The following is a 22,847-nucleotide window of genomic DNA, read 5'->3' on the forward strand; positions in this document are numbered from 1 at the left end:
ATAGGCCAGCTATTGACGCGTAAATTCGCCTTGTTTTCACTGAAAACCTCTGGCTAGAGAAAATAAAATTAAATATAACGATGATTCAATATGTTAGTAAATCTCTTAACCAGAGTTCAGGTTAAGTACGGTGTGCTTGAGAAGTAAAGAGCGCATTTATTTCTTATATTTTTAGAGGTTTTATGGCTATAAAAAACACATCTACCCATTACAATAAACTCTCAATAATCCTGCACTGGCTAATGTTATTAGTATTAATTGCTGTGTATGCATCGATTGAACTACGGGTTTTATTTGATAAGGGCACAGAAACTCGCGATTTATTTAAAATGTGGCATTTTATGCTGGGGTTATCAGTTTTATTGCTTGTAACTATTCGGCTATTTATTCGTTTAAAAAGTGGTTCTAAACCATTAATAACGCCCAGTCCAGCAAAATGGCAAACCATGGCAGCTAGTATTACGCACATTGCACTTTATGCTTTTATGTTTGCAATGCCTTTGGCAGGTTGGTTTATGCTGAGTTTATTTGATGCGCCAATCCCTTTTTATGGTTTTGAATTACCCGCATTAGCGGCAAAAAACACTGATCTGGCAAAACAAATTAAATACCTACACGAAACAACGGGCGTACTTGGTTATTACTTAATTGCATTACATGCCAGCGCAGCACTTCTGCATCATTATATTATTAAAGACAATACACTTAAACGTATACTGTTTAAAAAATAACGGTTAGTAAAAATGCCGACTTATAATTTAAGTCGGCATTTTAATTATAAAAGGTATTATTTAATAACAGCATGTTGCAGCTTATTACCCAGTATTCCACCAAGCAGTAAAAAAATTAGGTAAATCCAACCTGACAATGAAAAGTTAGCGATAGGGGTAAATAATGCACCTACATTGCAGCCATTGGCAAAACGCGTACCAAACCCCATTAGTAGCCCGCCAAGTGCAAATAAAGCAAACTGTTTAGCTGAGTGGTTTATTTTAAATGAAAACGAAAATTTACCCATAAGCAGCACGGCTATTAATGTGCCTAACATTATTGCAAAGTTTTGTACCGAAATAGCATGATCAAAAAAGCCTGTAGTAAACATTACTTCGGGTCTTAGAGTATAGTTTGCAATATCGTTTGCGCTTATGCCAAGTTGCATTACAAGCTTACCAAACCATATGCCAAAAGGGGTAGAAGCGCCCCAGCCCGAACCAGTTGACGCCATCATTACACCAAATATAATTGCAATTACTAAAGCAGAAGTGCGCATTTCCCACATGTTTCCTATCCAGCGTTTATATGTGTGGGTGCTAAAAAATGTAAATTGTTGTGTACTGTTGTGTAATAACTGGTTTTGTCGGGCTATTTCACCGTCAACCCCTAAATAAGATCCACTTTTTTGTCGGTAGTTCTCATATTTTTTAGCCAGCACTACAACAATTAAAGCAAAAGCAATCGTAACTAAAATAGCAATAAAGTAGCCATTTAATGGCCCCCAACTAAACAAATCGGGCAGGTAAACACCTTGCCCAGCATAACTACTTGTAGAGATTACACTTTGCGTGATCCAGCTTTGCGTTGCTTGTAGCGGAAAGCCAAAAAACACACCTGCTCCAAAAAATACCAATGTTGTTAGTGCGCGTGGTACATCGCTTACCATTTCTACCATCATGCCGGTAGCACAGCAGCTCGACAAGCTCATACCGGCACCAAACATTACGCCACCAATAATCAGGCCTAAATTAATAGGGTTAACCCATAAGTTATAACTTGTTGAATCTGTATTTACTAATAAGCCAGCATTTATAATGGCAGTAATAACAAACATAAACATAAGAGTTTGCAATAGCTGTGTTGAGCCACGTCGGTATGCGCGATTAATGCTGCCAGCAAAACCAATTGAACCTTTCGCTAAGGCAAAACCCAAAGCTAAGCCTAGCAGTAGACGTAAAAACAGTGATGATGTTTCGAGAAATAGTGCCCCTAACAAAATAGATAAAATAGCAATAGCGCTACCTAGTATGGCTTGTTTTTTATTCACGTAAGTACCCAATAATTAATAATACAAAGCTGAAGTGTGAGTGAAGGGCGGATTATTCTATTGTGCTGCAAATAAGTCCAACGCTACCCTATAACTTGTTGGTATATATACGTCATTAATACTCTATGCTGTAAGCAAGTGAAGTAGTTGATTAAAAATATATGAGAGATTTAAAGCGGACTTAGGTAGGAGGTATTTTAAGTAAACATTTATAAAATAATATAAACACTCTATTTGCTAATAAAGTGTTTTATATTTGTGTTTTTAGTAATAGTGAGTAGCTTAAAAGTTGGCAAGCTCCTTAGCAGTGAAAGTTGCATTACTAATTACACCCGTTTTTTGAAACTTGATTCTGCCTTGCTGATCAAGCACCGTCATTATATTAGAGTGCTCTACCTCGCTATTCCCTATATTTTGATACTTAATGTTTAATGCTGCAGCTAAGCTGCGCACATCATCGGCTGAGCCTGTTAATAAGCTCCAATTATGTGCACTTAGTTTTCTGCTTTGGGCAAAGCTTTGTAATACCGTCGGGGTGTCTGTATCAGGAGTAAGCGAGACTAATATAAATCCAACATTGTTTTTTTCTTCATTACTAAGCTTATTTTCAATAGCTTGCATGGTCGACACAATAGTAGGGCAGGTATGCGCACAATGTGTGTAAATAAGGCTCACTATTTGCTTTTTACCACTAAAGCTACTTAATAAACGCTCGTGGCCATCTTGATCTAACCACGTATTATTTAATTGGTAAATCGAGTTTTGAGGAATGTTTTGAGCTGGAGCCTGTTTGCTATCTTTTGATGAAGCTTGAGCATAGGCTTGTAAGTAAGCCTGTGTGTAGGTTTGTGAGAAGCCTAGTGAGTAAGCGGCTGAGCTGGTTAATAATGCCGTAACAGTCCACATTTTAACAAATAGTGTTATCGATTTAAATTTTATCATTTTGATACTCCATTAAAAAACCACAATTAACTTAGTGCTGCGCTATTAAGCAAAAAGGGTTTATGCAGAACAACTAACTAAATGTAAATTTTGTTAACATTATTTAGTGTTGATTATTGATACTATCGAGTTTTAATAGCTGCACATCGTTTATTTGCACTATATAAATCATGTATAAGCACCCAAATGTAAAATAGTTGTTTTATTTTTGTTGAATGTGGTTTGCCTATTGTGCTAAGTTTTTAGCTGTTAAATATTTTCAAGTATCTAAAAATTAAAACTAATAATTTATATACTGACATTTACTTAACTACGCTATGAAGCATATTTATAAACAATGGAGAGTTATTAATGAGTGATGCAGCAACATTAAAAAGTGCAGACGAAAAGTTTTGTTCGGACTGTGGAGGCGTAATTAGTTTAAAAGCAGAAATTTGTCCTAAATGTGGGGTAAGACAAACAGCGCAACCTAATTCATTAGGTGGTACTGCGCCCAATGGTAAGAGTAAAATAGCTGCAGCATTGCTTGCGGTATTTTTGGGTGGTTTTGGTGTTCATAAGTTTTACTTAGGGCAAATTGGCTTAGGCTTTATTTATCTGTTGTTCTTTTGGACAGCTATTCCGGCGATCATTGCATTTGTAGAGTTTATTATTTTATTAACCATGAGCGATGAAGCGTTTAATAATAAGTATGGTTACGACTAAAACGTGTTTGACCTTCTAGGTTAAAGGTTATATTGCTTTAACTAACAATAAAAAACGCCAAAAGCATATATGTGCTTTTGGCGTTTTGTGTTTTAGCTAGTAAAGCTAACTAATGTATATTTAATTACTTAGTAGCCATTCACTCAATAAACGCACGCCAAATCCGGTACCGCCTGCAGATACTTCGTCTTTGCCTTTTTTAGCTAATGCATTGCCGGCTATGTCAATGTGTACCCAGCGAGTGTCACCAGCAAAATGCTCTAAAAAGCTTGCTGCGGTAGTTGCACCAGGGCCGCTGGAGCCAACATTGGTTAAATCAGCAATATCCGACTTTAAAGCATCTTTATACCCTAAAGGTAGGCGCCATAAGTTTTCGTTAACCTGTTTACCGGCTAAGGTTAATTGCGTTACTAATTTATCATCTTGTGAAAATACTGCCGCGTATTCATTGCCAACAGCACCTACTTTAGAGCCAGTTAATGTGGCTACATCAATCATTATTTCAGGATTAAAGTGCTTACGCGCATACCACATTGAATCGCTAAGTACCAAGCGGCCCTCTGCGTCGGTATTAAGTATTTCTACACTTAAACCTTCAGCGGTACGTACTACGTCGCCCGGTGCTACAGCAAATTGCGACACCATGTTAGCGGCCATACCCATCACTGCAACTACGTTTTTATCTGCTTTAGCAAGTGCCATTGCTTTTACAGTACCCAGTACCGCTGCTGCACCTGCCATGTCTGATTTCATTCGTGCAATAGATGCACCTGTTTTAATGCTGTAGCCGCCAGAGTCAAATGTAATACCTTTACCTATTAGGGCAATAGGTGCGTCGTTAGACCCTTTATAATGAGCAACTACAAGACGAGCGCCTTGTTCGCTACCACGGCCAACAGCTTCAAGCGCTCCCATACCTAGCTCTTTTAATTGGGCAGGCTCAAGTACGCTAATAGTAACGCCAAGAGACTCTAACTCTTTAGCTGCATTGGCAAAGTCGACCGGGGTCATGTGGGTAGCAACTTCAGAAGTTAAGTCGCGGGCCAAAAACACCCCAGCTTGAATGCTTTGTAGCAACTTATATGTTTTTTGTGTTTGCTTAGTGTTGGCAACATCAAATGTGTAACTAATAGTTTCTGTGCTGGCTTTTTGCTTATATTTTTCAAAGCGGTGGTCGCGTAAATTAGCACCGTGAGCAAAGTTAGCTGCTAACTCGGCATTGTTATTTAAGCCGGTTACGTCATCAAATATTACACTTGCGGTTGTTACTTTATTACCGAGTAAGCGAGCATGTATATTGCCACCTAATTTTGCAATACGGGCTTTATCTAGTTCTTTTTGTTTACCCGTACCTACCACTAATATACGATCATATTTACTGTTTTGTGGTGCTATAAGTTCGGCAACACTGGCGTAATCGCCTTTAAAGTTTTCAATGTCTATTACGCGCTGTAAATGCTGTTTAAACTCTTTATTAAGTGCTTTAAATTGTTTGTTTTTTCCATCTTGGCTATAAAATACGACTAATGTTTGTGCATCTTTGTTTATGTTTGATGAGAAAGTAAACTCAGCTGCGTGCGTACTCATACCAGCACAAAGCGCTATAGCTAAAGAAGAGGCTTTAATTATGTTTGTCATTGTTTGACCCAAAAGAATATAAAGCCCTGTTTTACCTTATTTTAGCCCAATAGGTTAAGCCCTATACGTTGAATCCGCAATTTCTAGCGATATGTAGCCTTAAAATTTAAACGAGCGCTATTACTTGAGATAAAACTTTAAATAAAATAGAGTATTACACAGCTAAAAGGGTTATTAATTTAAGCCGTTATACTTCCTTAATTGAGAAAATACAGTGCAAGCCAAAGAAATTCGTAACTTTTATATTAACGAAGAGCAATCTGTTTATTTGCTCTCACACCACGATGCTAAAAAGCATAGACAGTGGCTTAATATATGTATTAAAAAACTTACCTTACTTGGTTACGAAAATGTAGAAATGATTGGCTCAGGCGCTTTTGGTTTTGTTTTTGCGGGACACGACGATACCGGCTTACCTTGGGTATTTAAGTTTTCGCGTATTACGCTAGCGCAAAGTATACGCGACCGCCTAGAAGACGAAGCTTACATGCTATCGCAAATTAACAATCCACTTGTACCTGAATTTTATGCATTTGAACGAATTAAAAAACAAGGCATTTTAATGATGGCTCGCGCCATGGGCGAAGACCTTGAAAAAGTATCGTTGAAAAAAGGCCGAATTGGCGCTGCAAAAATTATGACGCTGGCAGTGCGACTCAGAAACGTGCTGCTCGATCTGCGCAATCATAATACGGGTATAACGGCGCAGCCTATTGTGCATGGCGACATTAAACCTTCAAACTTAGTATGGGACGAAGCCAGTGATGCACTATCGTTAGTGGATTGGGGAAGCTCGGTATACGCGCAAATAGATAGTGACGGTAACCCCATTGCCAGTAATTTTATGGATTTAATGTCGGCAGACCTAAGCACCACTAACGCACGTATGGGCGATGTTTACTTTATTGGTGAAGCACAAATGTCGGGAGAGCAATCATCTCCACGCTTCGATGAGCAAGGCGTAGCGGCAACCTTGTACGCCCTTGCTTCTGCACAGTCTTGTCGGTTTGGAGTAGACGTTATTCCGGCCAGCAGTTTAGGGCTACCAATAGAGCTGGCTAAAGTAATTGACGGTATGCTCTCTAAAAACAAACAAGTGAGAGATAGCGCAGGTGATTACTTTATGCGTAACATTACTAGTATGGCGAAAGCGTACCTACCTGAGTTACCTAAAAAAGTAGTTAAAGCCGCGATTCCGTTTTGGTTTAGTTATGACGAAGAGCCCGAAACCGTTGTATACAGTTCACGAAAGCAGTTTTTACGCCAAGCCGATCATAAACAGCAATTGCTTGATGTAAACGATGCCCAATTAGATCGTTACTACAAAGAGTTTTTGTTTGATACTGGAGATACCGAAAAAGCATTTTTAGCCTCTATTAGTCGTTTAGCAAAATATCCTGCCGTAGGCGGATTAAGCTTTCATTGGAAAGATGAGTCACTGTTTGTTGAATCATCGCTAATTTTGTATAACGAAACGTTAGCCGCTGCATTTACCGATGCGGTAAATAATACCGTAATGCTGGCACAAGCAATTAGCCAAAAAGGGCTGTTTAAATGTTGTTTGTTTGACGCACGTAAAACCATTCAGCTAGAGCGCGATAGAACAGGTGCTTTTAAGTTTGAAAGTTTACCAGAACTTGATTTTGAAACGGTGAATGTAAATGCCAGTGATGTTACCCGGCCACATTCTTACTTTGAAGATGGTAAAGATCCCGACGAGCAACTACAACTGCCAAAAAAAGTAATTAAATGTGTGTTTGAGCTAAATCAAATACACCACACTGGCTGCATTATTTTTGAAGCGCTGCCCGATAGGCTCAAAATACATCATTACTACCGGTTGCTCGATGCCAGTAAAGAGGATGAGTTTAGGCGGCTGCTTAATAAGTTGATGCAATACGCAGTTAATATTACCGACGTAGGGGTAGCCGGTTTTATGAAGTTACCTTACAAAAATACTCGTGAGTTTAGTTTGTGCGAGCAGCAGAGCAATCATTACTATCCTAAAAACCCAAAAATGACACTTTAAATATGGCAAATTTACACACTCTGCTGGCATGCAATAAACGTTAAATATAAAGTTAGGTGATATGGCTAAATTAAAACCGATAATTACGCTGCAAAGCTACGGTATTTACTCAACATGGGATAACGAGAGTAAAGCATTGCCGCAAATAGAGCAATTTACTACCGAGGTCATCGCTACTCTTGATGTTGAATTTGGTTTGATCATAAATATTAAAAAAGCCAAAGGCGAAAAATTACATTACACCATTTATCATCCTAATATACCCGATGATGAAGGCGACATAATGCCTCCTTTTTCCGGAGTGGTGTATGTTAAAGACAGCGACTGGCATTTTTATTTAGGTGATACTTTATGGCCACCAATTAATAATAAACTTGGTAATTGGCGCATGACCATAGAGTACAATGGCAAACTTATAGCGGATAAAACATTTAATGTAGCACTGCCTACAGAGCGCTCGGCTGTGGAGTTTTGGCAAGATAGGGGATACAAGCCACTAAAGTAAAGTTTATATCTTTGTTGCTGTTAACTTATAGGGTATGAGTAAAAAGGCGTAATAAAAAAGCCGGCAATGCCAGCTTTAATAATGAGTGGTTTAACCTTGTGCTTTAGTTGCCCCAAGGATTAGTTGAGCTAACACGCTGTTTACGGGTACGCGCACGTTGCTTAGTCTCTTTTTTCTCCATAATACGCTTTGCATCAGTAAAGCTTAACTCACACGGCTCACCAGGTTTATGATCAGCAGGGATCACGCGATCACGTGGTGGCAGTTCGTATTGCACATCATCAGGACGTGGTAAGTTTTTAAGGCGATACAAATAAAAGTTATCTACTTTTTCTTGTGCCCACTGTGTTTTACGTAAAAATTTAACCGCCGATTTAATATCAGGATTATTTTTAAAGCAATTTAGCTGTAAATAAGCGTATAGGAGTTCCCACCCATATTGTTCAACCAGCTCTTCAACCACTTGTTCTAATTTTACGCCTTGCAGTGGGTTATTACTGAAAAGTTCTTGGTTGCTCATAGGTGTTGCCTCGTTATTAAAATACAAAGTGTATTATAAATTTAATAACGAGGCTTTAACAGTGTAAAAAGCTTAACTTTGGCAATTAACTACAACACGGCCGCGAATTTTACCTTTCATAAGCTGCTCGGCGTTATCAATTACTTGTTCAAGCGTTATTTCAGTCGATATTTTATCAAGGTAATCAGCTGCTACTAAAGATGCTAAACGATCCCATGCTTCAATTCGGTCGGCTTTTGGGCGCATTACGCTATCAATGCCTATTAATCGAATGCCACGTAATATAAATGGTGCTACAGAGCCAGGTAAATCCATACCTTGTGCAAGGCCACATGCGGTTACAACACCTCCATATTTTAATGAGGCGCAAATATTAGCTAAAGTATGGCTACCTACTGAGTCTATAGCTGCGGCAAAACGCTCTTTTTGTAGCGGCTTACCTGGGTTTGAAAGCCCATCACGATTAATTACATTTGCTGCTCCTAGCTCTTTTAAATAATCACTTTGCTCCATTCGTCCAGTAGCTGCGGTTACATTGTAGCCAAGCTGATTTAGTAAATATATTGCAAAACTACCTACGCCACCATTGGCACCGGTTACCAGCACTTCGCCTGAATCGGGTGTTATGCCTTGTTTTTCGAGTGCAATTACACTGAGCATAGCGGTGTAACCCGCAGTGCCAACTTGCATAGCTTGTTTAGGTGAAATGCCAGCAGGCAAGGGGATTAACCAATCGCTATTAAGTGCTGCTTTTTGAGCAAGCCCACCCCAGTGTTTTTCGCCTACACCAAACCCATTTAAAATTACCTTATCGCCACTTTTAAATTCATCGCTGGTGGAGTGGCTCACAGTGCCTACTAAATCTATACCCGGCACCATAGGAAAACTGCGTACCACAGGCCCTTTTCCGGTTATTGCTAAGCCATCTTTATAATTTAAAGTGCTGTATAGCACATCAATAGTGACATTTTCATTCGGCAGGTCACTATTCTTAATGCTGCTTAAAGAGGCGCTGTAGTTATTATCATCTTTATTAATAACAATGGCTTTAATTGGGTTACTCATGGGATATCCTTTTAGACCGATCGTCTTTTAATTGGTAAAAAAAACGCATTAGGTTAGTAATGCGCGTAAAAACATTTCTGTATACAAAGTAAGTGGAGTATTAGACTTAGTGAGCTTGGCACGCATAACCGCACCCTCCCAACCAATCCAAAAGTACTCACTCATTAATGGGGTGTTTACACTGTTGGCAATTGTACCTTGCTGCTTTGCTTGGTTTAAACACACCTCTACCAAGTTTTGCCAGCTAGTATAACTTTGCAATAAGCGGGTTTTAAATTCGTCACTTAAGTGATTCAGTTCTTGATTTAAATTGCCTACTAAACAGCCACGCTTATAATCGTACTTCTTCATCCCTTTAATGGCACTTTGGGTAAAGTTGACTATTCGCTCCAGCGGGGGCACGTCACTTTGTTGTAAATAATGATTAAGTTTGGCAATAAAATAACTGTCGTAAGCATCAACAAGGGCAATACCGTACGCTTCTTTACTTTTAAAGTAATGATAAAAAGAGCCTTTAGGTACGGCTGCTTTTTTTAATATGGTATCGAGGCCAGTTGCGCTAAAACCAAACTCGGTTAGTGTTTCTAGGCCTGTGCGAATAAGTAACGCTTTGGTATCGGCGTTTTCTCTGGCTACTTTGGGTGGGCGGCCACGCCTTACTGGAGTTGGTGTGTTTTTGTTCATACAACATATTAGACCGATCGACTTTAAATAATCAAGCATTAATTGTGTTGTTTATTAAATAAGCTAAATAAAATTTAAAATAATTAAAAAATAGACTAGATTAATTTGGAACTAAGGCTAAATTAGCCGGTCACAATATATACACAACAGTGTAATAAAACGATTTTTTAATCGTGTTTTTAAGTTAGATTAAACCGGTCAATACAGTGCAAGTACGACCACTTACTTTTTAAAAAGCTAATTCATCATTGCATCAGCAGCTTAGTTAAAGTCAAACTAATTAATTGCTTTTATAATTTGAATTAACCTTTTTTATTAGCTATTCATTACATGTAGATTTCACTAATGCTACAAAATATATAAATACAAAGGTGAGGATATTACCGATGAAGAGACAAAAAAGAGATCGTTTAGAGAGAGCACATTCTCAAGGATTTAAAGCAGGTTTAGCAGGTCGCTCTAAAGAGCATTGTCCCTATCAACAAGTTGATCCAAAATCAGAATGGTTAGGTGGTTGGCGCGAAGCAATAGATAATCGTAATATTTATAAAACATAGTATATAACTGAATTTAAGCAAAAATGCCTCCAAGTGGAGGCATTTTTGTATGTGTATTTTAATTATTAACAGTTAATTAAAATGCACTGGTATCTTGAAATAGACCCACTTTTAAATCTTTCGCTTCGTAGATTACACGGCCATCTACTTCTACCGTGCCATCGGCAACACCCATAAATAATTTGCGTTTAATTACGCGTTTCATTACTAGGCGGTAGGTTACTTTTTTAGCGGTTGGTAAAATTTGGCCGGTAAATTTAACTTCACCCACACCTAGCGCACGGCCAAGACCTGGACCGCCAGACCAACCTAAGTAAAATCCAACTAACTGCCACATAGCGTCTAAACCTAAGCAACCGGGCATTACAGGGTCACCTTTAAAATGGCAGTCGAAAAACCATAAGCTAGGGTCAACATCTAGCTCAGCAACAATTTCGCCTTTACCATGTATTCCGCCATCGGCAGTAATAGAGGTAATGCGGTCCATCATTAACATATTGTCGCTTGGTAAACGGCAGTTACCTTCACCAAACATTTTACCTTCACCACATAGGATCAAGTCTTCTTTTGTATAGCTATTTTTAGGTTCCATAACACTTATCTTCGCTTATAAATTGCCAACTACTTTAGCGTACACTTGTACGCTGAACAACTCGGATCAGTTAAAAAAGCTAAATTTAGCAGGTTTTTTAATCAATCGATTGGTGTAATTGATTTTAGCCTGATTAAACCGCGCAATTACAATCATAAATCATTATAATTACCGCTGACTTTTAACCTGTTTAAAGGAAATTTATGATCCTTTTTGTTAACTCACTAACAGTGATAGATTTTTCTTACTTGTGTAATAAACGCGGCGCAGTTGGCGAGAGCTGGATTGTTGATTTAACTTTGCATGGCAAACTAAACGATGAGTCTATGGTATTAGACTTTGGCTTAGTTAAAAAGCAAATTAAAGGCATTATAGATGAGTGTATTGATCATCGTTTAGCTGTACCTAATAATCTAAATGGCGTGGTTAGCGAATTTAGCGACCATAAAACATTAGATTGTACATTTGGTGATAACCACCATTTGGCGATGAGTGCTCCACATCAAGCTTATTGTATGATTAACGCAGATGAAGTAACTATTGCATCGGTTACAGATTTTTTAATAGCGACTATTTTGCCACAACTGCCAGATAATATAGAAAAAATTGAGCTGTCATTGAAGCCAGAGCATAATCAAAGCTATTATTACCATTACAGCCATGGCCTTAAAAAGCATGATGGTAATTGCCAACGTATTATTCATGGGCATCGTTCTCAAATTGGTATTAGTTTAGATGGTATTTCTATGCCTCGCCTGCAAAAAGAATGGTCACAAAAGTGGCAAGACATTTATCTAGCCACCGCTGAGGATCAAATTAAGGCAGACGAGTTACAACACGTTAGCGCAAAAGCTGGCGATGTATGTTTTGCATATACTTCAGCGCAAGGCTATTTTGAAATGGCTATTAGCGAATCGCGTTGCGATATTCTACCTAGCGATACCACGGTTGAATGCATTGCAGAATACTTAGCGGGTCAGGTAAAAGCACAATATCCTGAAAAAGCGGTAAAAATAACGGCCTACGAAGGAGTAGGCAAAGGGTCTATTAGCCATGCTTAAAACATTATTAGCAGCCGTGTTAATTTCCTCTACTAGCTTAAGTGCAATGGCACTTGAGCTAAAAGGGCAATTAACTCAAGGCGGTTTAGTAACCGGTAATATTAGCAACGCGCAGTCGGTTAGCTTTAACGACAAAACACTTAAGCTTTCGAGTAAGGGGGATTTTGTATTTGGCTTTGGCCGCGATGCACCAACAAATCACACACTTAAATGGGTTGATAAAGCTGGTGTTGAGCACAGTGAAAGCCTAGTAATTACTAAGCGCGACTATCAAATTGATAAAATTACCGGCGTTGCTAAAAAATATGTATCGCCGGCTAAAGAACTCAGCGCACGTATAAGTAAAGAGGCTGCTGCGATTAGAGCTGCACGCCAGGTTAATTCTGACCTATTGTACTTTTTAGATCCTGTGCTAAAACCTGCACAAGGGCGTATATCTGGGGTGTATGGTAGCCAACGTTATTTTAATGGCGAGCCACGCAGACCACATTTTGGCTTAGATATAGCCAATAAAACGGGGACACCTGTGTATGCACCTATAAGTGGTACAGTGGTGTTTTCGCAGCCGGATATTTATTATTCAGGTGGCACACTTATTTTAGACCATGGCCACGGCGTTACCTCTACTTATATTCATTTAAGTAAGCTTGATGTAAAGCTGGGCGATAAAATTGAGCAAGGTAGTAAAATAGCTGAAATAGGTGCAACAGGGCGGGTAACAGGCCCGCATTTAGATTGGCGTTTTAACTGGCAAGGTGAACGCCTTGATCCGGCCTTATTAATGCAAAACAAATTAGCTAATAAAAAGTAGATACTATGACACAAGTAGAGCGCGATGCTATTATCGCGCAACGTATTAAAGATTCCACCACATCGGTAACTAAAACAGTGTTTCCGGGGCGAACTAATCACCACAACACTTTATTTGGTGGCGACGCTTTAGCTTGGATGGACGAGGTTGCTTTTATAGCGGCAACGCGTTTTTGCCGTAAGCCTTTAGTTACCATTTCATCAGATCGAGTAGACTTTAAAGAAGCTATTCCTGCAGGTACTTTTGCTGAACTTATAGCAAAAGTAGTGCATGTAGGTAATACCAGTTTAAAGGTTGATGTCGATATACTTCTAGAAACTATGCATAATGACAACAAGCATTCTGCTATTAGTGGCAGCTTTACCTTTGTTGCAGTAAATGATGATCACCGACCAACTCCTGTGGTTTGCGATAAAATGATTTATGGTTTTGACAAGTAAACATTAGAATAAAGTATTTTAATGTTATTAAAAATAAGCACTTTAAGTAGTGCTTATTTAAACACCACCAAAGAACACATCATACTAATTAATTGCAAAAGATAAAGCTAAACAGCAGAGTCAATTTTAATAAAAATTATCAAGGTGGGAGGTCGATAACCTAATCTATTATTAGGTTATCGTTTAACATTACTTAGGTTAAAGCACCATGGCGGCTATCCAGCCAAATATTAATAACGGTATATTAAAGTGAATAAAGGTAGGCACTACTGAATCCCAAATGTGGTCGTGCTGGCCATCAGCATTTAGCCCGGAAGTTGGCCCAAGTGTAGAGTCAGAAGCGGGGGAGCCTGCATCACCTAACGCACCGGCCGTACCCACTAAAGCAGCAGTGGCCATAACCGAAAAGCCCAGCTCTAAACATAAAGGAACAAATAAAGTAGCTATAATTGGTACGGTTGAAAATGAGCTACCTATACCCATGGTAATAAACAATCCAACTAATAAAATAACCGCTGCCGCAATGGGTTTATTCCCAGCAAATAACTCTGCTCCACTGTGTACTAAACTAGCCACATGACCTGTTGCTTGCATAACAGCTGCAAACCCTTGAGCAGAAATCATTATAAAACCAATCATTGCCATCATAGCGACGCCTTTACTAAATACGTCGCCATTATCTTCCCATTTAACGATGCCGAAAACGCTAAAAATCATTACACCCACTAAGCCGCCTAAAATCATTGAACCGCTAGCGTTTTGCGCAATAAGTGAAGCAAGTACAGCAAACAGGCCAACTAACATTACCTTTTTTGGGTTTTCTACCGTGGTTTCTTTACTTTCTATGGTAAGCGGTAGCGCTGCGTAGTCGCGACGTTTTCTGTAACTAAAAAATATTGCAATTAATAAACCTGCAAACATGCCCAAAGCCGGAATTATCATTGCCATAGGAACTTGGGTATTTATTATTTCTAAACCGTTATCCACTAAATTTTTATGGAGTATTGAATATAAGTAAATACCACCAAAGCCATACGGTAGTACCATATAAGAAGTAGCTAAACCAAAAGTTAAAATACAAGCTATTGCACGTCTATCCAGCCTAAGTTTATTAAAAATTACCAGCAGCGGTGGAATAAGAATAGGAATAAAGGCGATATGAACCGGCACTAAGTTTTGCGATGAAATGGCGCAGATCATTATTATAAATAAAATAAAATAACTGAGCAGGGTTTCACTGCCACTTTTTTGTGCATTAACTTTAGCTAATAATTTTGCGGCTAAAATACGTGTTAAACCTGACTTAGAAATAGCCACTGCAAAAGCGCCTAACATGGCATAACTTAGTGCTATTTCAGCACCTGCCGACAATCCCGAATTAAAGGCGTCTATACTTTCTTTTAAGCCCAAACCAGCGGTTAAACCAGCAACTAGGGCACTTATTATCATTGCAACAATAACATTTACGCGGACCAAGGTAAGCCCAAGCATTAATAAAACGCCTATAACAACCGCATTCATAGATTTCTCTGTTTCGTAGATTTAATTAATTTTATCAGATATTTTGCCTGAGTTTTACGTTCTTTATTAAATGGTTTTTTAGCATAGCGTACTTGGTTAAATAACTGACTAAACTCGAGTAATTGTTGCTCAACATGCGGCGCTTGCGATGCTAAGTGTTGTAATTGTTGAGTAGGCGTTAAATGATCGGCTATCTTAAGTTTACGTTTTTTAGCCCAATTTATAAGTTGTTCAAACTCTTTAACCATAGGAGCTAATTTAGTAGCGGGCTTAGGCCAATTTAAATAAACAAAATAACTAACAAAAGTTAGCCCTAAAATAACAATTACAGCCAGCGGTACCAGCCAAATATTTTTGCTGCCAAAAATAGACTTTAAAAAGTCGTTTTGTTTTTCATCATCAAAACCAAGTACCCAGCTAGACCACTTATAATCTAAGTTTTCTAGCTCTAGTCTTAGCCAATTAATAGCTGCAAAGTTACTTAAACTGACCAAACCAAAGTCGAGATTGCTTTTAAACTCATTATTTAATTCATTATTTTGTGAAAGCGATCCTGTAAGTCTATCGGGAGCAACCACCGCTGTGGCATCAAATATTTGCCAGCCTTCATTATCTAAATACACTTCTACCCATGCATGTGCATCATATTGGCGAACAGATAAAGTATTATTATCTGTATTAAGCTCACCACCTAAATAGCCACTGACAACTCTTGCCGGTATACCCGCACTTCTAAAAATATAAGCTGCGGCACTGGCATAGTGGCCACAAAACCCACGTTGTTGCTCAAACATAAACTGATCAATAGTATTGTTGCCGCTCATTGGCGTCGGGTTAAGCGTATAACTAAATTTTTCGTCTATAAAGTACTGTAGTAATGCATTGTAAAAATCACGGTCGCTGGTTAAGTTTTGTTTTAAATTATAGGCAAGGGCACTTGCTTTGTTATTGTCGTTATTTACTAAGTGTTTGTAGTGTTTAGTTTGCCACTGTAATAAAGGAGCATTTGTTAGTGCAGAGCTACTTGCTGTGTATTGCACACTTTTAGCTTGGTAATTTTTTTTACGCAGTAAGCCCAGTGAGTCACTCTCTACGTTATCGTTATTACTGGTTGCAAAGTTGAGCCCATATAACCACTTTTGACTCGAGGGCTCGGCAATAATCGAATAGTCGTATTTTGTTAAACTACTAACTTGTTGCGTTTTAGTTTGAGTTACGCTGTTATGCTTTAATAAATTGGAAGTGAGCCACGCATTTCCGTTAAACTCATCGTGTACTAAGGCTCGCCAATACAGGGGAGCTTCAGGTGCTAGAACATTAAATTTAGATCTAAACACCAGTTCATCTGAATTAGATAACTTGGCAATATCAAACGGATCTATTTGCTCAGACAAACCTGTTTTAGCTAACTTTGGCCCAGGTAGTTGCCAAAATGCCGGCATTTTTGGTAAAAATATTAATAAAAATACCGCCAGCGGTAATGCCAATAATAGTAATTTACCGCTTTGTTTAGATGCGACTTTTAAATTATGTTTTGATTCTAACAAGCCTAGTACGGCAAAATTTAAAATGTACAAACTACTCACTACTAAAGTAGTTAAAATACTTTGGTTAAATAAATAAACCGCCGAAAGCGAAAAAAATGTCAGCGTAGTTATTACATGATAATGCTTTTTAGTTTTCGCCTGTAACAACTTAAATAAGCTTGAAAGCAACAACATAGCCACAAATAAAATAACCGTGTCGCTAAATCCCACACTAAAAAGCATTAACCCTAAAGCAAGTGCTGCTAAAGCGTTAGCCAACCAGGCATTAGGTTTAGTTTTATTACTTATGGTTACATAAAAGTTCCACGCACAAAGTAGCGCTAGTACACTAATAAATACAATTGGTAAGTGAGCAATAAAAAACACGACTAAGCAGCTGTATATAAAACACAGTGAATAATTTATTACTTTTATGTTTTTTATTGCCGTCACTTTGTATAACCATTAAATGTACTAAGTGATTCTAAACAAAGTGTTTTATGTTGCACACCTAGGTTGGTAGCTATTATTTTACTTGGTAGTTTTAGCATAAAGGGGGTGTTATTCTCTGTTGCTTCACATACTAAAAAGCACAGCTGGTTTAAGCGTTGCTCGGTATCGCCATGCATTAAATCAAAATCAAATAATGCATCAGCAGCTTTAAAATCAACAAACTCTTTAACTAATAACTGCTGTGTTTTAGCAAAATGTTTCCAAGAAATTCTTTGCAATCCCATTTCAGGCAAGTGCGGTATTAATGTTTCAAACTCTTCACTACCGAGTTGTTTGGCAATACTGTTTTCGGCTTGATCGGCTAGACTATTTATCTGAGCGTCACTAAACACCTTTTCAAGTGAAGGGTAAATATAAACACTTGATTGTAGTTGAATGTAGCTCCAAACAGTGATCAAGCCAAAGGGATAATTACTGGCAATTTTTATTCGCTGTAGTGAGTAACATCCGCGTTTGTTATAGGGTAGTGGTAAGCTTAGCATTTGGGCTGTATTGGTTATTTCATCATGATCAATTTGCGTTTGTTGATCGCCTTGATAAATTAGCATCACAGATTGGCAAATCGAGGGGCTTTGTACAGCAAACTGAACTTGTGGATTTTGTGGTGCAAAGCTCGAAAGTGAATTTTTAAAAGTAACAGTTAGGCCTTTTGCATTGCTGTAACCCAGTAGTACAGCAATAATCATTACCACAAACATTAAATAAGCCATGATCAAAATTAAGTTGTTTTGATAGTTAATCCCCATCACAAAATTTAAAATAGCTACACTAATAAAGTAGCAGCCAAGGGCTGATGGAAAAACATAAATAGTTTTGTGTTCAAGTGTAATTGACTGTTTTAAATGTTTATTTTTTAATAATTTATTAAATATGGCACGTTTAAATGACTTAAATAAAGCAGGGCGCTTAGCTTTTTTATTTGGCATAAATGCTATACCGGAACCATAACAGCTTTTAATATTTGCATAACTTGCGCTTCGCCCGACTCATTGTGTAACCCTAAACGGTGCTGACAAACACTGGCAAAAACTGCTTGCACATCTTCAGGCATAACATAGTCACGACCGTCAATATAAGCCCATGATTTAGCAGCTTTTGCTAATGCCATGCTAGCGCGTGGCGATAACGATGCAGCAAAATTATTACTTTCGCGTGTATAATTTACCAATTCAATAATATAATCAATTACAGGATTACTAAGTGTAATATTGCTAATTTGAGTTTGAATTTGAGCTAATTGTTGCTCAGTAATACGTTGTGGTAGCTGGGTGTAGTCACGCTTTTGCATATTTAGTAACAGCCTTTTTTCGGCTTCTTTTGGCGGAAAACCAAGGCTAATACGCATTAAAAAACGATCCAGCTGCGACTCAGGTAAAGGGTAAGTACCTGATTGATGTAATGGATTTTGTGTAGCAATAACAAAAAATGGGGTAGGAAGAGAATACTTTTTACCATCAACAGTAACTTGTTGTTCTTCCATTGCCTCAAGTAAGGCGCTTTGTGTTTTAGGTCCCGCTCTGTTTATTTCGTCTGCTAAAACAACTTGGCTAAAAATAGGCCCTTTATGAAAGCTAAAACTGTGTTCATTACTATTAAATACATTAGTACCTAATATGTCGGCTGGGAGTAAGTCGCTGGTAAATTGTATCCGTTGATACGACAAGCCTAAAACGGCTGCTAAGGCATGCGATAACGTTGTTTTACCCATGCCAGGTAAATCTTCAATTAGTAAATGGCCTTCACTAAATAAGCAGGTGAGCGCGAGCTTTATTTGTTGTTTTTTACCAAAAATAACATTAGATAAATCATCGATAATTGCACTAACAGAACTTTGCATACTAACCTTAATATTATTCAATGAGCTCTAAACGCTTCATTACTGTATCTACTTTTTGTACATTAAACGGTTTTGCTATAACCCCTTTAGCACCAAGTTCCCACGTATTTTCTACATTTTCGAAACTGTTATGGCCAAAGCAAATAACAACATGAATATGCGGATAGCAATTATTTATATAAGTTAAAATATCACTACCTTCAGAGTCAGGTATTTCGACATCTAAAAATATAACCTTTGGGGACTTTTCGCTAAGCAGCGGTTTTGCACAATCAAAATCTTCACACTCAAGAATATCTTCATAACCAAGATCCGTTAAAATTTGGTTTAGATAGTCGCGACTGTTTTTTGTATCATCAATAATTAAAATAGGTTCTAGTGGGTGCACAAATTCCATATGTTGTTACTTCTATTATTAATACCATTTGAGTACTTTCAATACTAAGCTAACCACCTCATAAGCTCAAGATAGTAACTAAAAAACAGTCATTAATAACTGATTTAAATAATTTTTTGCTACTTTGTCGTTTTATTAAATAACCTCCGCGCATTACTTATCCTTTAATATTGTAAAAATTTACGTTGCAAGTGATTTACGTTTAATTAATAAAAAACAAATTAACAATTATGGTGCTTTAACTTACTGATATAATTGACTTATTATTGCAAGGTAACGCATTGTGAATTTTTTGTTATTTAAATAGTTGACGTACGAACTTCTTGCTGGGATTATGACCACAAGAAGGGCTTATGCCCATATTGTAATTTAGCACTATATAACTCAAGCCAAACGCAGAGCTTATACAACCAAAGAAGCATATTTATGAAAGCTAAACATGTATTAACACTAACGGCAGCAATAGCAACTTATAGTAGCCAGGTACACAGCAACGATTTTAATTTAGGGTTAGAATTTAAAACAAATCACTTATGGCATGGCTCAATTGTAACGCCAGGCCCAATGGTTGCTGGTGAATTAACTTATAAAACGGCGGATAATAAAATCACCTTAGGTTTATGGGGTGGGACCTCTTTTGATGGTGAGTATCAGGAGTTTACTTATTTTGCTTCTTATAAGTTTTCAAAGCAGCTGTTCATTGAAATTGTTAATCATGGGAACCACTCGTCGATTAATAATGTAGATATTTTTGACTATTCAAGCGATCCGGATAAAACCGGAAACTTTATTGATGTCGGTCTTGGTTATACCTTTGCGGGCGAAATGCCATTATCACTTTACTACTCAGTAATAGTTCAAGGAATAGATACCTATTTAGATGAAAGTTCAGGAAAAAACAAACAAGCTTACACTAACTATCTTGAAGCTAGCATGCCCGTGTGGAAGGGTAATGAAATAGATGAGCAAGTCGCTGTATTTATTGGTGGTGCTTTTTCTTTTTTAGATCAGCAAAACTTTTATGATGATAACGCTAATATAGTTAACTTAGGTTTTACTTACTCCAAGAGCTTACAAATATTAGAGTATAATTTTCCTATATCGGCAACAGCTATGTGGAACCTCGCGCAAAATAAAGGTGCATTACAGGTCGCATTTACGTTTTTATAATTTTTATAGCTGTGGCCATAACTTGCACTTAGCTGTAATAGAAAAAATATGTTGTGAGCAATTAGAAAGCGTTAACTTGATTTCTATTAGTGCAATAACATGAAAATTCGACACTTTTATTAAATGAATGGTATATTTAGAGGCCTAATAACAATTAAATAATTCGTTCAATTAACAAAAATATTTTGCTGTTAATCAATTTTAATAGTCTATTTATTTTGATTTTAAGAGGTTTCAGTGGCCAAGCTATCTAATACAGAAATTAGAAAACTCGATGACGCAGCAAGAGCAGGGTGGTTGTATTATGTTGCAGGTAAAACACAAGACGAAATAGCTAAAAAGCTTAATACCTCACGCCAATCGGCACAAAGAATGGTAGCGCTATCTGTTAGCCAAGGATTAATAAAAGTAAGACTCGATCATCCTATTGCTAAATGTATGGATTTGGCTGAACAAATTAAAACACGTTTTGGTTTGCTCTCTTGTGATGTAGTCCCTAGTGATCCGTCAGAACCTTCATCTACATTAGGTTTGGCACAAGCTGGTGCGGCTGAAATAGAACGCCATTTAAAATCACCACAACCAAAAGTTATTGCAATGGGAACTGGGCGAGTTTTACGCGCATGCGTAGATGAGCTGCGAACACAAGATTGCCAACAACATAAAATAGTTGCCATGTTAGGCAATATGGCATTAGACGGATCGGCATCGCCATACGATGTAGTAGTAAGAATGGCGGAACATATAAATGCTAAACATTACCCAATGCCGTTACCTGTTTTGCCACGCACCATTGAGGAAAAGCTGCAACTGCATTCACAGCAGAATGTTGCTAGTAATTTAAAATTAGCCACGAATGCAGATGTTACATTTGTAGGCGTTGGTAATTTAGGATTAAATTCGCCACTTCATAAAGACGGTTTTGTAAGCCTTGACGAACTCCAAGAGTTACAACAGCAAGGTGCTGTAGGAGAAATGATAAGCTGGGTGTTTGATAAGAATGGTAAGTTATTAGATTGTAATGTTAATCAGCGAGTAGCAAGTACGCCATTAAAAGTTAATTCAGATAAACAAATTTTTGCCATAGCTGCCGGAGAAGAAAAAATATTAGCCATTTTAGGTGCGCTAAGATCTAAAATGATTAGTGGGCTTATTACTAACGAATACACGGCCGAGCGTTTACTAAGTATTGAGTAACTTATATTTTAAATGAAATCCTGAAATATAATATTCCATGCATTAGATTACATACATTAGAAAATATTAATTAAATTTAAATGTACCAAACTGAGAATAACTAACTTAGATAAAAACCTCTTTAATGTCCGATACCGTCTAGTATTGGACATTGCAGGGCTAATAAAGAGAATATATAGCACTCCTTATTAATACATATATAACTACCTATAATTTATATTACAGCATGAAGTAAAAGGGGTGAAAACCCCTTTAGTTAAAGGTGCTTAGTTTGTTAGTTGATATTGACATCTTGACAGCTAACCACAGTATTTATCCATGCTAGTTTTTGTTAAACGGATTTGCTCTTTTAAATATTCAGAACTCCAGTATTGACAAAGGTCAGATTTCTTTTTTTTATCATTTATTTTTTCTATTTCGCGTGAAAAATACAATCTAGCTTGATTTCTATCAGTAATACCAAGATTAAATAAATCAAAGGTAAGAGATGGTGAGTCATCTTTATTAAAATCACTTATAAAAATAAACTTATAAGAAAATAACAAAGTTAACCCCGCAAGCGTAATGGTTACATACAGTAAAAAATACCTCATTAAATTTAACTCCCTGTTTTTTCCGATATTTCACCAATTATCTGAAGCAAACTTTCCTGCAAATCAAATAAATATTTATCTTGAGCTTTAGAATCCTCTTTAAGCTTTTTATACATTGATTCATTAGTTTTAGCAGACCACTTATATCGATGGACTAACTGCACATCAGAAGCACGTACACCACCCCAAGGTGTAGTCATTGTATGATCGTGTATAGATATTTTGCAATCAGCCCAAGGACCAAAATCCGGAAGGTAACCCCTATATATTATATTTAAGAGCATCTCTACAGGCTTGCTTGCCTTACCTGCTTCAACATATCGCCTTGCTTGCCTTTCACTAACGCCAAGTTCTTTAGCTCCTTTTGCATAGTCATAACCAAATAAAGAAAGAAACTGTTTGTGAAATTCTGATTTAAACATTGTGATTAATACTCCTTTTTAAAAAATCACAATGCAAAATCGGCATAAGTGTTAAATTTTCGCTCCCCCCCTATTAGTATA

General features: G+C 37.5%; 24 protein-coding genes. 10 read left to right on the top strand and 14 right to left on the bottom strand.

The window, feature by feature from the left end:
* Positions 1-182: 182 nt before the first annotated feature.
* The gene (locus tag H5079_RS16930) at positions 183-731 is read left to right on the top strand and encodes a cytochrome b (protein ID WP_011328160.1); all 549 of its coding nucleotides are present in this window, start codon (positions 183-185) and stop codon (positions 729-731) included.
* 56 nt (positions 732-787) lie between these two features.
* Here the strand turns inward: H5079_RS16930 and H5079_RS16935 are convergent, their stop codons facing one another.
* Both H5079_RS16935 and H5079_RS16940 read right to left on the bottom strand, forming a co-directional pair.
* Positions 788-2,041: a YeeE/YedE family protein gene (locus H5079_RS16935; protein WP_182684530.1), complete on the bottom strand. Its 1,254-nt coding sequence runs from the start codon at positions 2,039-2,041 to the stop codon at positions 788-790.
* A 282-nt stretch (positions 2,042-2,323) separates the two neighbouring features.
* Positions 2,324-2,983: an SCO family protein gene (locus H5079_RS16940; RefSeq protein ID WP_011328162.1), complete on the bottom strand. Its 660-nt coding sequence runs from the start codon at positions 2,981-2,983 to the stop codon at positions 2,324-2,326.
* A 351-nt stretch (positions 2,984-3,334) separates the two neighbouring features.
* Here H5079_RS16940 and H5079_RS16945 point away from each other — a divergent pair, with 351 nt between their 5' ends.
* A complete protein-coding gene (locus H5079_RS16945) occupies positions 3,335-3,688 on the top strand; it encodes a TM2 domain-containing protein (RefSeq protein WP_011328163.1) in 354 nt (117 codons plus the stop codon).
* A gap of 120 nt (positions 3,689-3,808) precedes the next feature.
* Here H5079_RS16945 and H5079_RS16950 read toward each other — a convergent pair whose 3' ends face one another.
* Positions 3,809-5,326 carry a leucyl aminopeptidase gene (locus tag H5079_RS16950; protein ID WP_011328164.1) on the bottom strand — a complete coding sequence of 506 codons (1,518 nt, stop codon included), beginning with the start codon at positions 5,324-5,326 and terminating at the stop codon, positions 3,809-3,811.
* 214 nt (positions 5,327-5,540) lie between these two features.
* Between H5079_RS16950 and H5079_RS16955 the strand changes: the two genes are divergently transcribed.
* Positions 5,541-7,355 (top strand): protein kinase domain-containing protein, encoded by a 1,815-nt coding sequence (locus H5079_RS16955; RefSeq protein ID WP_182684531.1) that lies wholly within the window; start codon positions 5,541-5,543, stop codon positions 7,353-7,355.
* Between the two features lie 61 nt (positions 7,356-7,416).
* Positions 7,417-7,860, top strand: a complete 444-nt coding sequence (locus H5079_RS16960; RefSeq protein ID WP_182684532.1) for a DUF3859 domain-containing protein — start codon at positions 7,417-7,419, stop codon at positions 7,858-7,860.
* A gap of 103 nt (positions 7,861-7,963) precedes the next feature.
* Here the strand turns inward: H5079_RS16960 and H5079_RS16965 are convergent, their stop codons facing one another.
* The 3 genes from H5079_RS16965 to H5079_RS16975 all read right to left on the bottom strand — a co-directional run bounded on the left by H5079_RS16965 (position 7,964) and on the right by H5079_RS16975 (position 10,129).
* Positions 7,964-8,380: a VF530 family DNA-binding protein gene (locus tag H5079_RS16965; RefSeq protein WP_011328167.1), complete on the bottom strand. Its 417-nt coding sequence runs from the start codon at positions 8,378-8,380 to the stop codon at positions 7,964-7,966.
* Positions 8,381-8,452: 72 nt separating this feature from the next.
* The gene (locus tag H5079_RS16970; protein ID WP_182684533.1) at positions 8,453-9,445 is read right to left on the bottom strand and encodes an MDR family oxidoreductase; all 993 of its coding nucleotides are present in this window, start codon (positions 9,443-9,445) and stop codon (positions 8,453-8,455) included.
* Positions 9,446-9,493: 48 nt separating this feature from the next.
* Positions 9,494-10,129 (bottom strand): TetR/AcrR family transcriptional regulator, encoded by a 636-nt coding sequence (locus tag H5079_RS16975; protein WP_041454420.1) that lies wholly within the window; start codon positions 10,127-10,129, stop codon positions 9,494-9,496.
* A 386-nt stretch (positions 10,130-10,515) separates the two neighbouring features.
* On the opposite strand from H5079_RS16975, the gene rmf reads away from it, so the two are divergent.
* Positions 10,516-10,686 carry a ribosome modulation factor gene (gene rmf, locus H5079_RS16980; RefSeq protein ID WP_011328170.1) on the top strand — a complete coding sequence of 57 codons (171 nt, stop codon included), beginning with the start codon at positions 10,516-10,518 and terminating at the stop codon, positions 10,684-10,686.
* Between the two features lie 76 nt (positions 10,687-10,762).
* On the opposite strand, the gene fabA is transcribed toward rmf, so the two are convergent.
* Positions 10,763-11,278 carry a bifunctional 3-hydroxydecanoyl-ACP dehydratase/trans-2-decenoyl-ACP isomerase gene (gene fabA, locus H5079_RS16985; RefSeq protein WP_182684534.1) on the bottom strand — a complete coding sequence of 172 codons (516 nt, stop codon included), beginning with the start codon at positions 11,276-11,278 and terminating at the stop codon, positions 10,763-10,765.
* A gap of 203 nt (positions 11,279-11,481) precedes the next feature.
* Between fabA and H5079_RS16990 the strand changes: the two genes are divergently transcribed.
* From H5079_RS16990 to H5079_RS17000, 3 genes are read left to right on the top strand one after another with little or no spacing between them, the layout of a single operon-like run.
* Positions 11,482-12,339 (top strand): 6-carboxytetrahydropterin synthase, encoded by an 858-nt coding sequence (locus H5079_RS16990; protein ID WP_179807056.1) that lies wholly within the window; start codon positions 11,482-11,484, stop codon positions 12,337-12,339.
* Positions 12,332-13,150 (top strand): M23 family metallopeptidase, encoded by an 819-nt coding sequence (locus H5079_RS16995; RefSeq protein WP_182676700.1) that lies wholly within the window; start codon positions 12,332-12,334, stop codon positions 13,148-13,150. The genes H5079_RS16990 and H5079_RS16995 overlap by 8 nt, the downstream gene beginning before the upstream one ends.
* Before the next feature lie 5 nt (positions 13,151-13,155).
* A complete protein-coding gene (locus tag H5079_RS17000) occupies positions 13,156-13,590 on the top strand; it encodes an acyl-CoA thioesterase (protein WP_011328175.1) in 435 nt (144 codons plus the stop codon).
* Positions 13,591-13,788: 198 nt separating this feature from the next.
* On the opposite strand, the gene H5079_RS17005 is transcribed toward H5079_RS17000, so the two are convergent.
* The 5 genes from H5079_RS17005 to H5079_RS17025 are packed head-to-tail and all read right to left on the bottom strand — an operon-like array spanning position 13,789 to position 19,384.
* Positions 13,789-15,111, bottom strand: a complete 1,323-nt coding sequence (locus tag H5079_RS17005; RefSeq protein ID WP_041454421.1) for a Na+/H+ antiporter family protein — start codon at positions 15,109-15,111, stop codon at positions 13,789-13,791.
* Positions 15,108-17,090: a DUF3488 and transglutaminase-like domain-containing protein gene (locus H5079_RS17010; RefSeq protein WP_182684535.1), complete on the bottom strand. Its 1,983-nt coding sequence runs from the start codon at positions 17,088-17,090 to the stop codon at positions 15,108-15,110. Before H5079_RS17010 ends, H5079_RS17005 begins: the two co-directional genes overlap by 4 nt.
* Positions 17,087-18,076 carry a DUF58 domain-containing protein gene (locus H5079_RS17015; RefSeq protein ID WP_182684536.1) on the bottom strand — a complete coding sequence of 330 codons (990 nt, stop codon included), beginning with the start codon at positions 18,074-18,076 and terminating at the stop codon, positions 17,087-17,089. Before H5079_RS17015 ends, H5079_RS17010 begins: the two co-directional genes overlap by 4 nt.
* Positions 18,077-18,081: 5 nt before the next feature.
* Positions 18,082-18,987 (bottom strand): MoxR family ATPase, encoded by a 906-nt coding sequence (locus H5079_RS17020; RefSeq protein WP_182684537.1) that lies wholly within the window; start codon positions 18,985-18,987, stop codon positions 18,082-18,084.
* A 13-nt stretch (positions 18,988-19,000) separates the two neighbouring features.
* Positions 19,001-19,384 (bottom strand): response regulator, encoded by a 384-nt coding sequence (locus H5079_RS17025; protein WP_086994129.1) that lies wholly within the window; start codon positions 19,382-19,384, stop codon positions 19,001-19,003.
* Positions 19,385-19,810: 426 nt separating this feature from the next.
* Here H5079_RS17025 and H5079_RS17030 point away from each other — a divergent pair, with 426 nt between their 5' ends.
* Positions 19,811-20,554, top strand: coding sequence for a hypothetical protein (locus H5079_RS17030; protein WP_182684538.1), 744 nt, complete (start codon positions 19,811-19,813; stop codon positions 20,552-20,554).
* Positions 20,555-20,791: 237 nt separating this feature from the next.
* Positions 20,792-21,751 carry a sugar-binding transcriptional regulator gene (locus H5079_RS17035; protein WP_182684539.1) on the top strand — a complete coding sequence of 320 codons (960 nt, stop codon included), beginning with the start codon at positions 20,792-20,794 and terminating at the stop codon, positions 21,749-21,751.
* A gap of 299 nt (positions 21,752-22,050) precedes the next feature.
* On the opposite strand, the gene H5079_RS17040 is transcribed toward H5079_RS17035, so the two are convergent.
* Both H5079_RS17040 and H5079_RS17045 read right to left on the bottom strand, forming a co-directional pair.
* Positions 22,051-22,344, bottom strand: coding sequence for a hypothetical protein (locus H5079_RS17040; RefSeq protein ID WP_182684540.1), 294 nt, complete (start codon positions 22,342-22,344; stop codon positions 22,051-22,053).
* Between the two features lie 5 nt (positions 22,345-22,349).
* A complete protein-coding gene (locus H5079_RS17045; protein WP_182684541.1) occupies positions 22,350-22,766 on the bottom strand; it encodes a hypothetical protein in 417 nt (138 codons plus the stop codon).
* Positions 22,767-22,847 lie beyond the last annotated feature (81 nt).

The sequence above is a fragment of the Pseudoalteromonas sp. SG44-5 genome, assembly GCF_014164175.1.
In the GTDB taxonomy this organism is placed as follows: Bacteria; Pseudomonadota; Gammaproteobacteria; order Enterobacterales; family Alteromonadaceae; genus Pseudoalteromonas; species Pseudoalteromonas nigrifaciens.

What these genes read in the sequence shown, in the direction of transcription:
- H5079_RS16990 (WP_179807056.1), top strand. Translation starts at nt 11,482, where the DNA reads ATGATCCTTTTTGTTAACTCACTAACAGTGATAGATTTTTCTTACTTG.
- fabA (WP_182684534.1), bottom strand. Translation starts at nt 11,278, where the DNA reads ATGGAACCTAAAAATAGCTATACAAAAGAAGACTTGATCCTATGTGGT.
- H5079_RS17025 (WP_086994129.1), bottom strand. Translation starts at nt 19,384, where the DNA reads ATGGAATTTGTGCACCCACTAGAACCTATTTTAATTATTGATGATACA.
- H5079_RS17040 (WP_182684540.1), bottom strand. Translation starts at nt 22,344, where the DNA reads ATGAGGTATTTTTTACTGTATGTAACCATTACGCTTGCGGGGTTAACT.
- H5079_RS17015 (WP_182684536.1), bottom strand. Translation starts at nt 18,076, where the DNA reads ATGCCAAATAAAAAAGCTAAGCGCCCTGCTTTATTTAAGTCATTTAAA.
- H5079_RS17005 (WP_041454421.1), bottom strand. Translation starts at nt 15,111, where the DNA reads ATGAATGCGGTTGTTATAGGCGTTTTATTAATGCTTGGGCTTACCTTG.
- H5079_RS17030 (WP_182684538.1), top strand. Translation starts at nt 19,811, where the DNA reads ATGAAAGCTAAACATGTATTAACACTAACGGCAGCAATAGCAACTTAT.
- H5079_RS16960 (WP_182684532.1), top strand. Translation starts at nt 7,417, where the DNA reads ATGGCTAAATTAAAACCGATAATTACGCTGCAAAGCTACGGTATTTAC.
- H5079_RS16945 (WP_011328163.1), top strand. Translation starts at nt 3,335, where the DNA reads ATGAGTGATGCAGCAACATTAAAAAGTGCAGACGAAAAGTTTTGTTCG.
- H5079_RS16995 (WP_182676700.1), top strand. Translation starts at nt 12,332, where the DNA reads ATGCTTAAAACATTATTAGCAGCCGTGTTAATTTCCTCTACTAGCTTA.
- H5079_RS16950 (WP_011328164.1), bottom strand. Translation starts at nt 5,326, where the DNA reads ATGACAAACATAATTAAAGCCTCTTCTTTAGCTATAGCGCTTTGTGCT.
- H5079_RS16975 (WP_041454420.1), bottom strand. Translation starts at nt 10,129, where the DNA reads ATGAACAAAAACACACCAACTCCAGTAAGGCGTGGCCGCCCACCCAAA.
- rmf (WP_011328170.1), top strand. Translation starts at nt 10,516, where the DNA reads ATGAAGAGACAAAAAAGAGATCGTTTAGAGAGAGCACATTCTCAAGGA.
- H5079_RS16970 (WP_182684533.1), bottom strand. Translation starts at nt 9,445, where the DNA reads ATGAGTAACCCAATTAAAGCCATTGTTATTAATAAAGATGATAATAAC.
- H5079_RS16940 (WP_011328162.1), bottom strand. Translation starts at nt 2,983, where the DNA reads ATGATAAAATTTAAATCGATAACACTATTTGTTAAAATGTGGACTGTT.
- H5079_RS17020 (WP_182684537.1), bottom strand. Translation starts at nt 18,987, where the DNA reads ATGCAAAGTTCTGTTAGTGCAATTATCGATGATTTATCTAATGTTATT.
- H5079_RS16930 (WP_011328160.1), top strand. Translation starts at nt 183, where the DNA reads ATGGCTATAAAAAACACATCTACCCATTACAATAAACTCTCAATAATC.
- H5079_RS17045 (WP_182684541.1), bottom strand. Translation starts at nt 22,766, where the DNA reads ATGTTTAAATCAGAATTTCACAAACAGTTTCTTTCTTTATTTGGTTAT.
- H5079_RS16965 (WP_011328167.1), bottom strand. Translation starts at nt 8,380, where the DNA reads ATGAGCAACCAAGAACTTTTCAGTAATAACCCACTGCAAGGCGTAAAA.
- H5079_RS17000 (WP_011328175.1), top strand. Translation starts at nt 13,156, where the DNA reads ATGACACAAGTAGAGCGCGATGCTATTATCGCGCAACGTATTAAAGAT.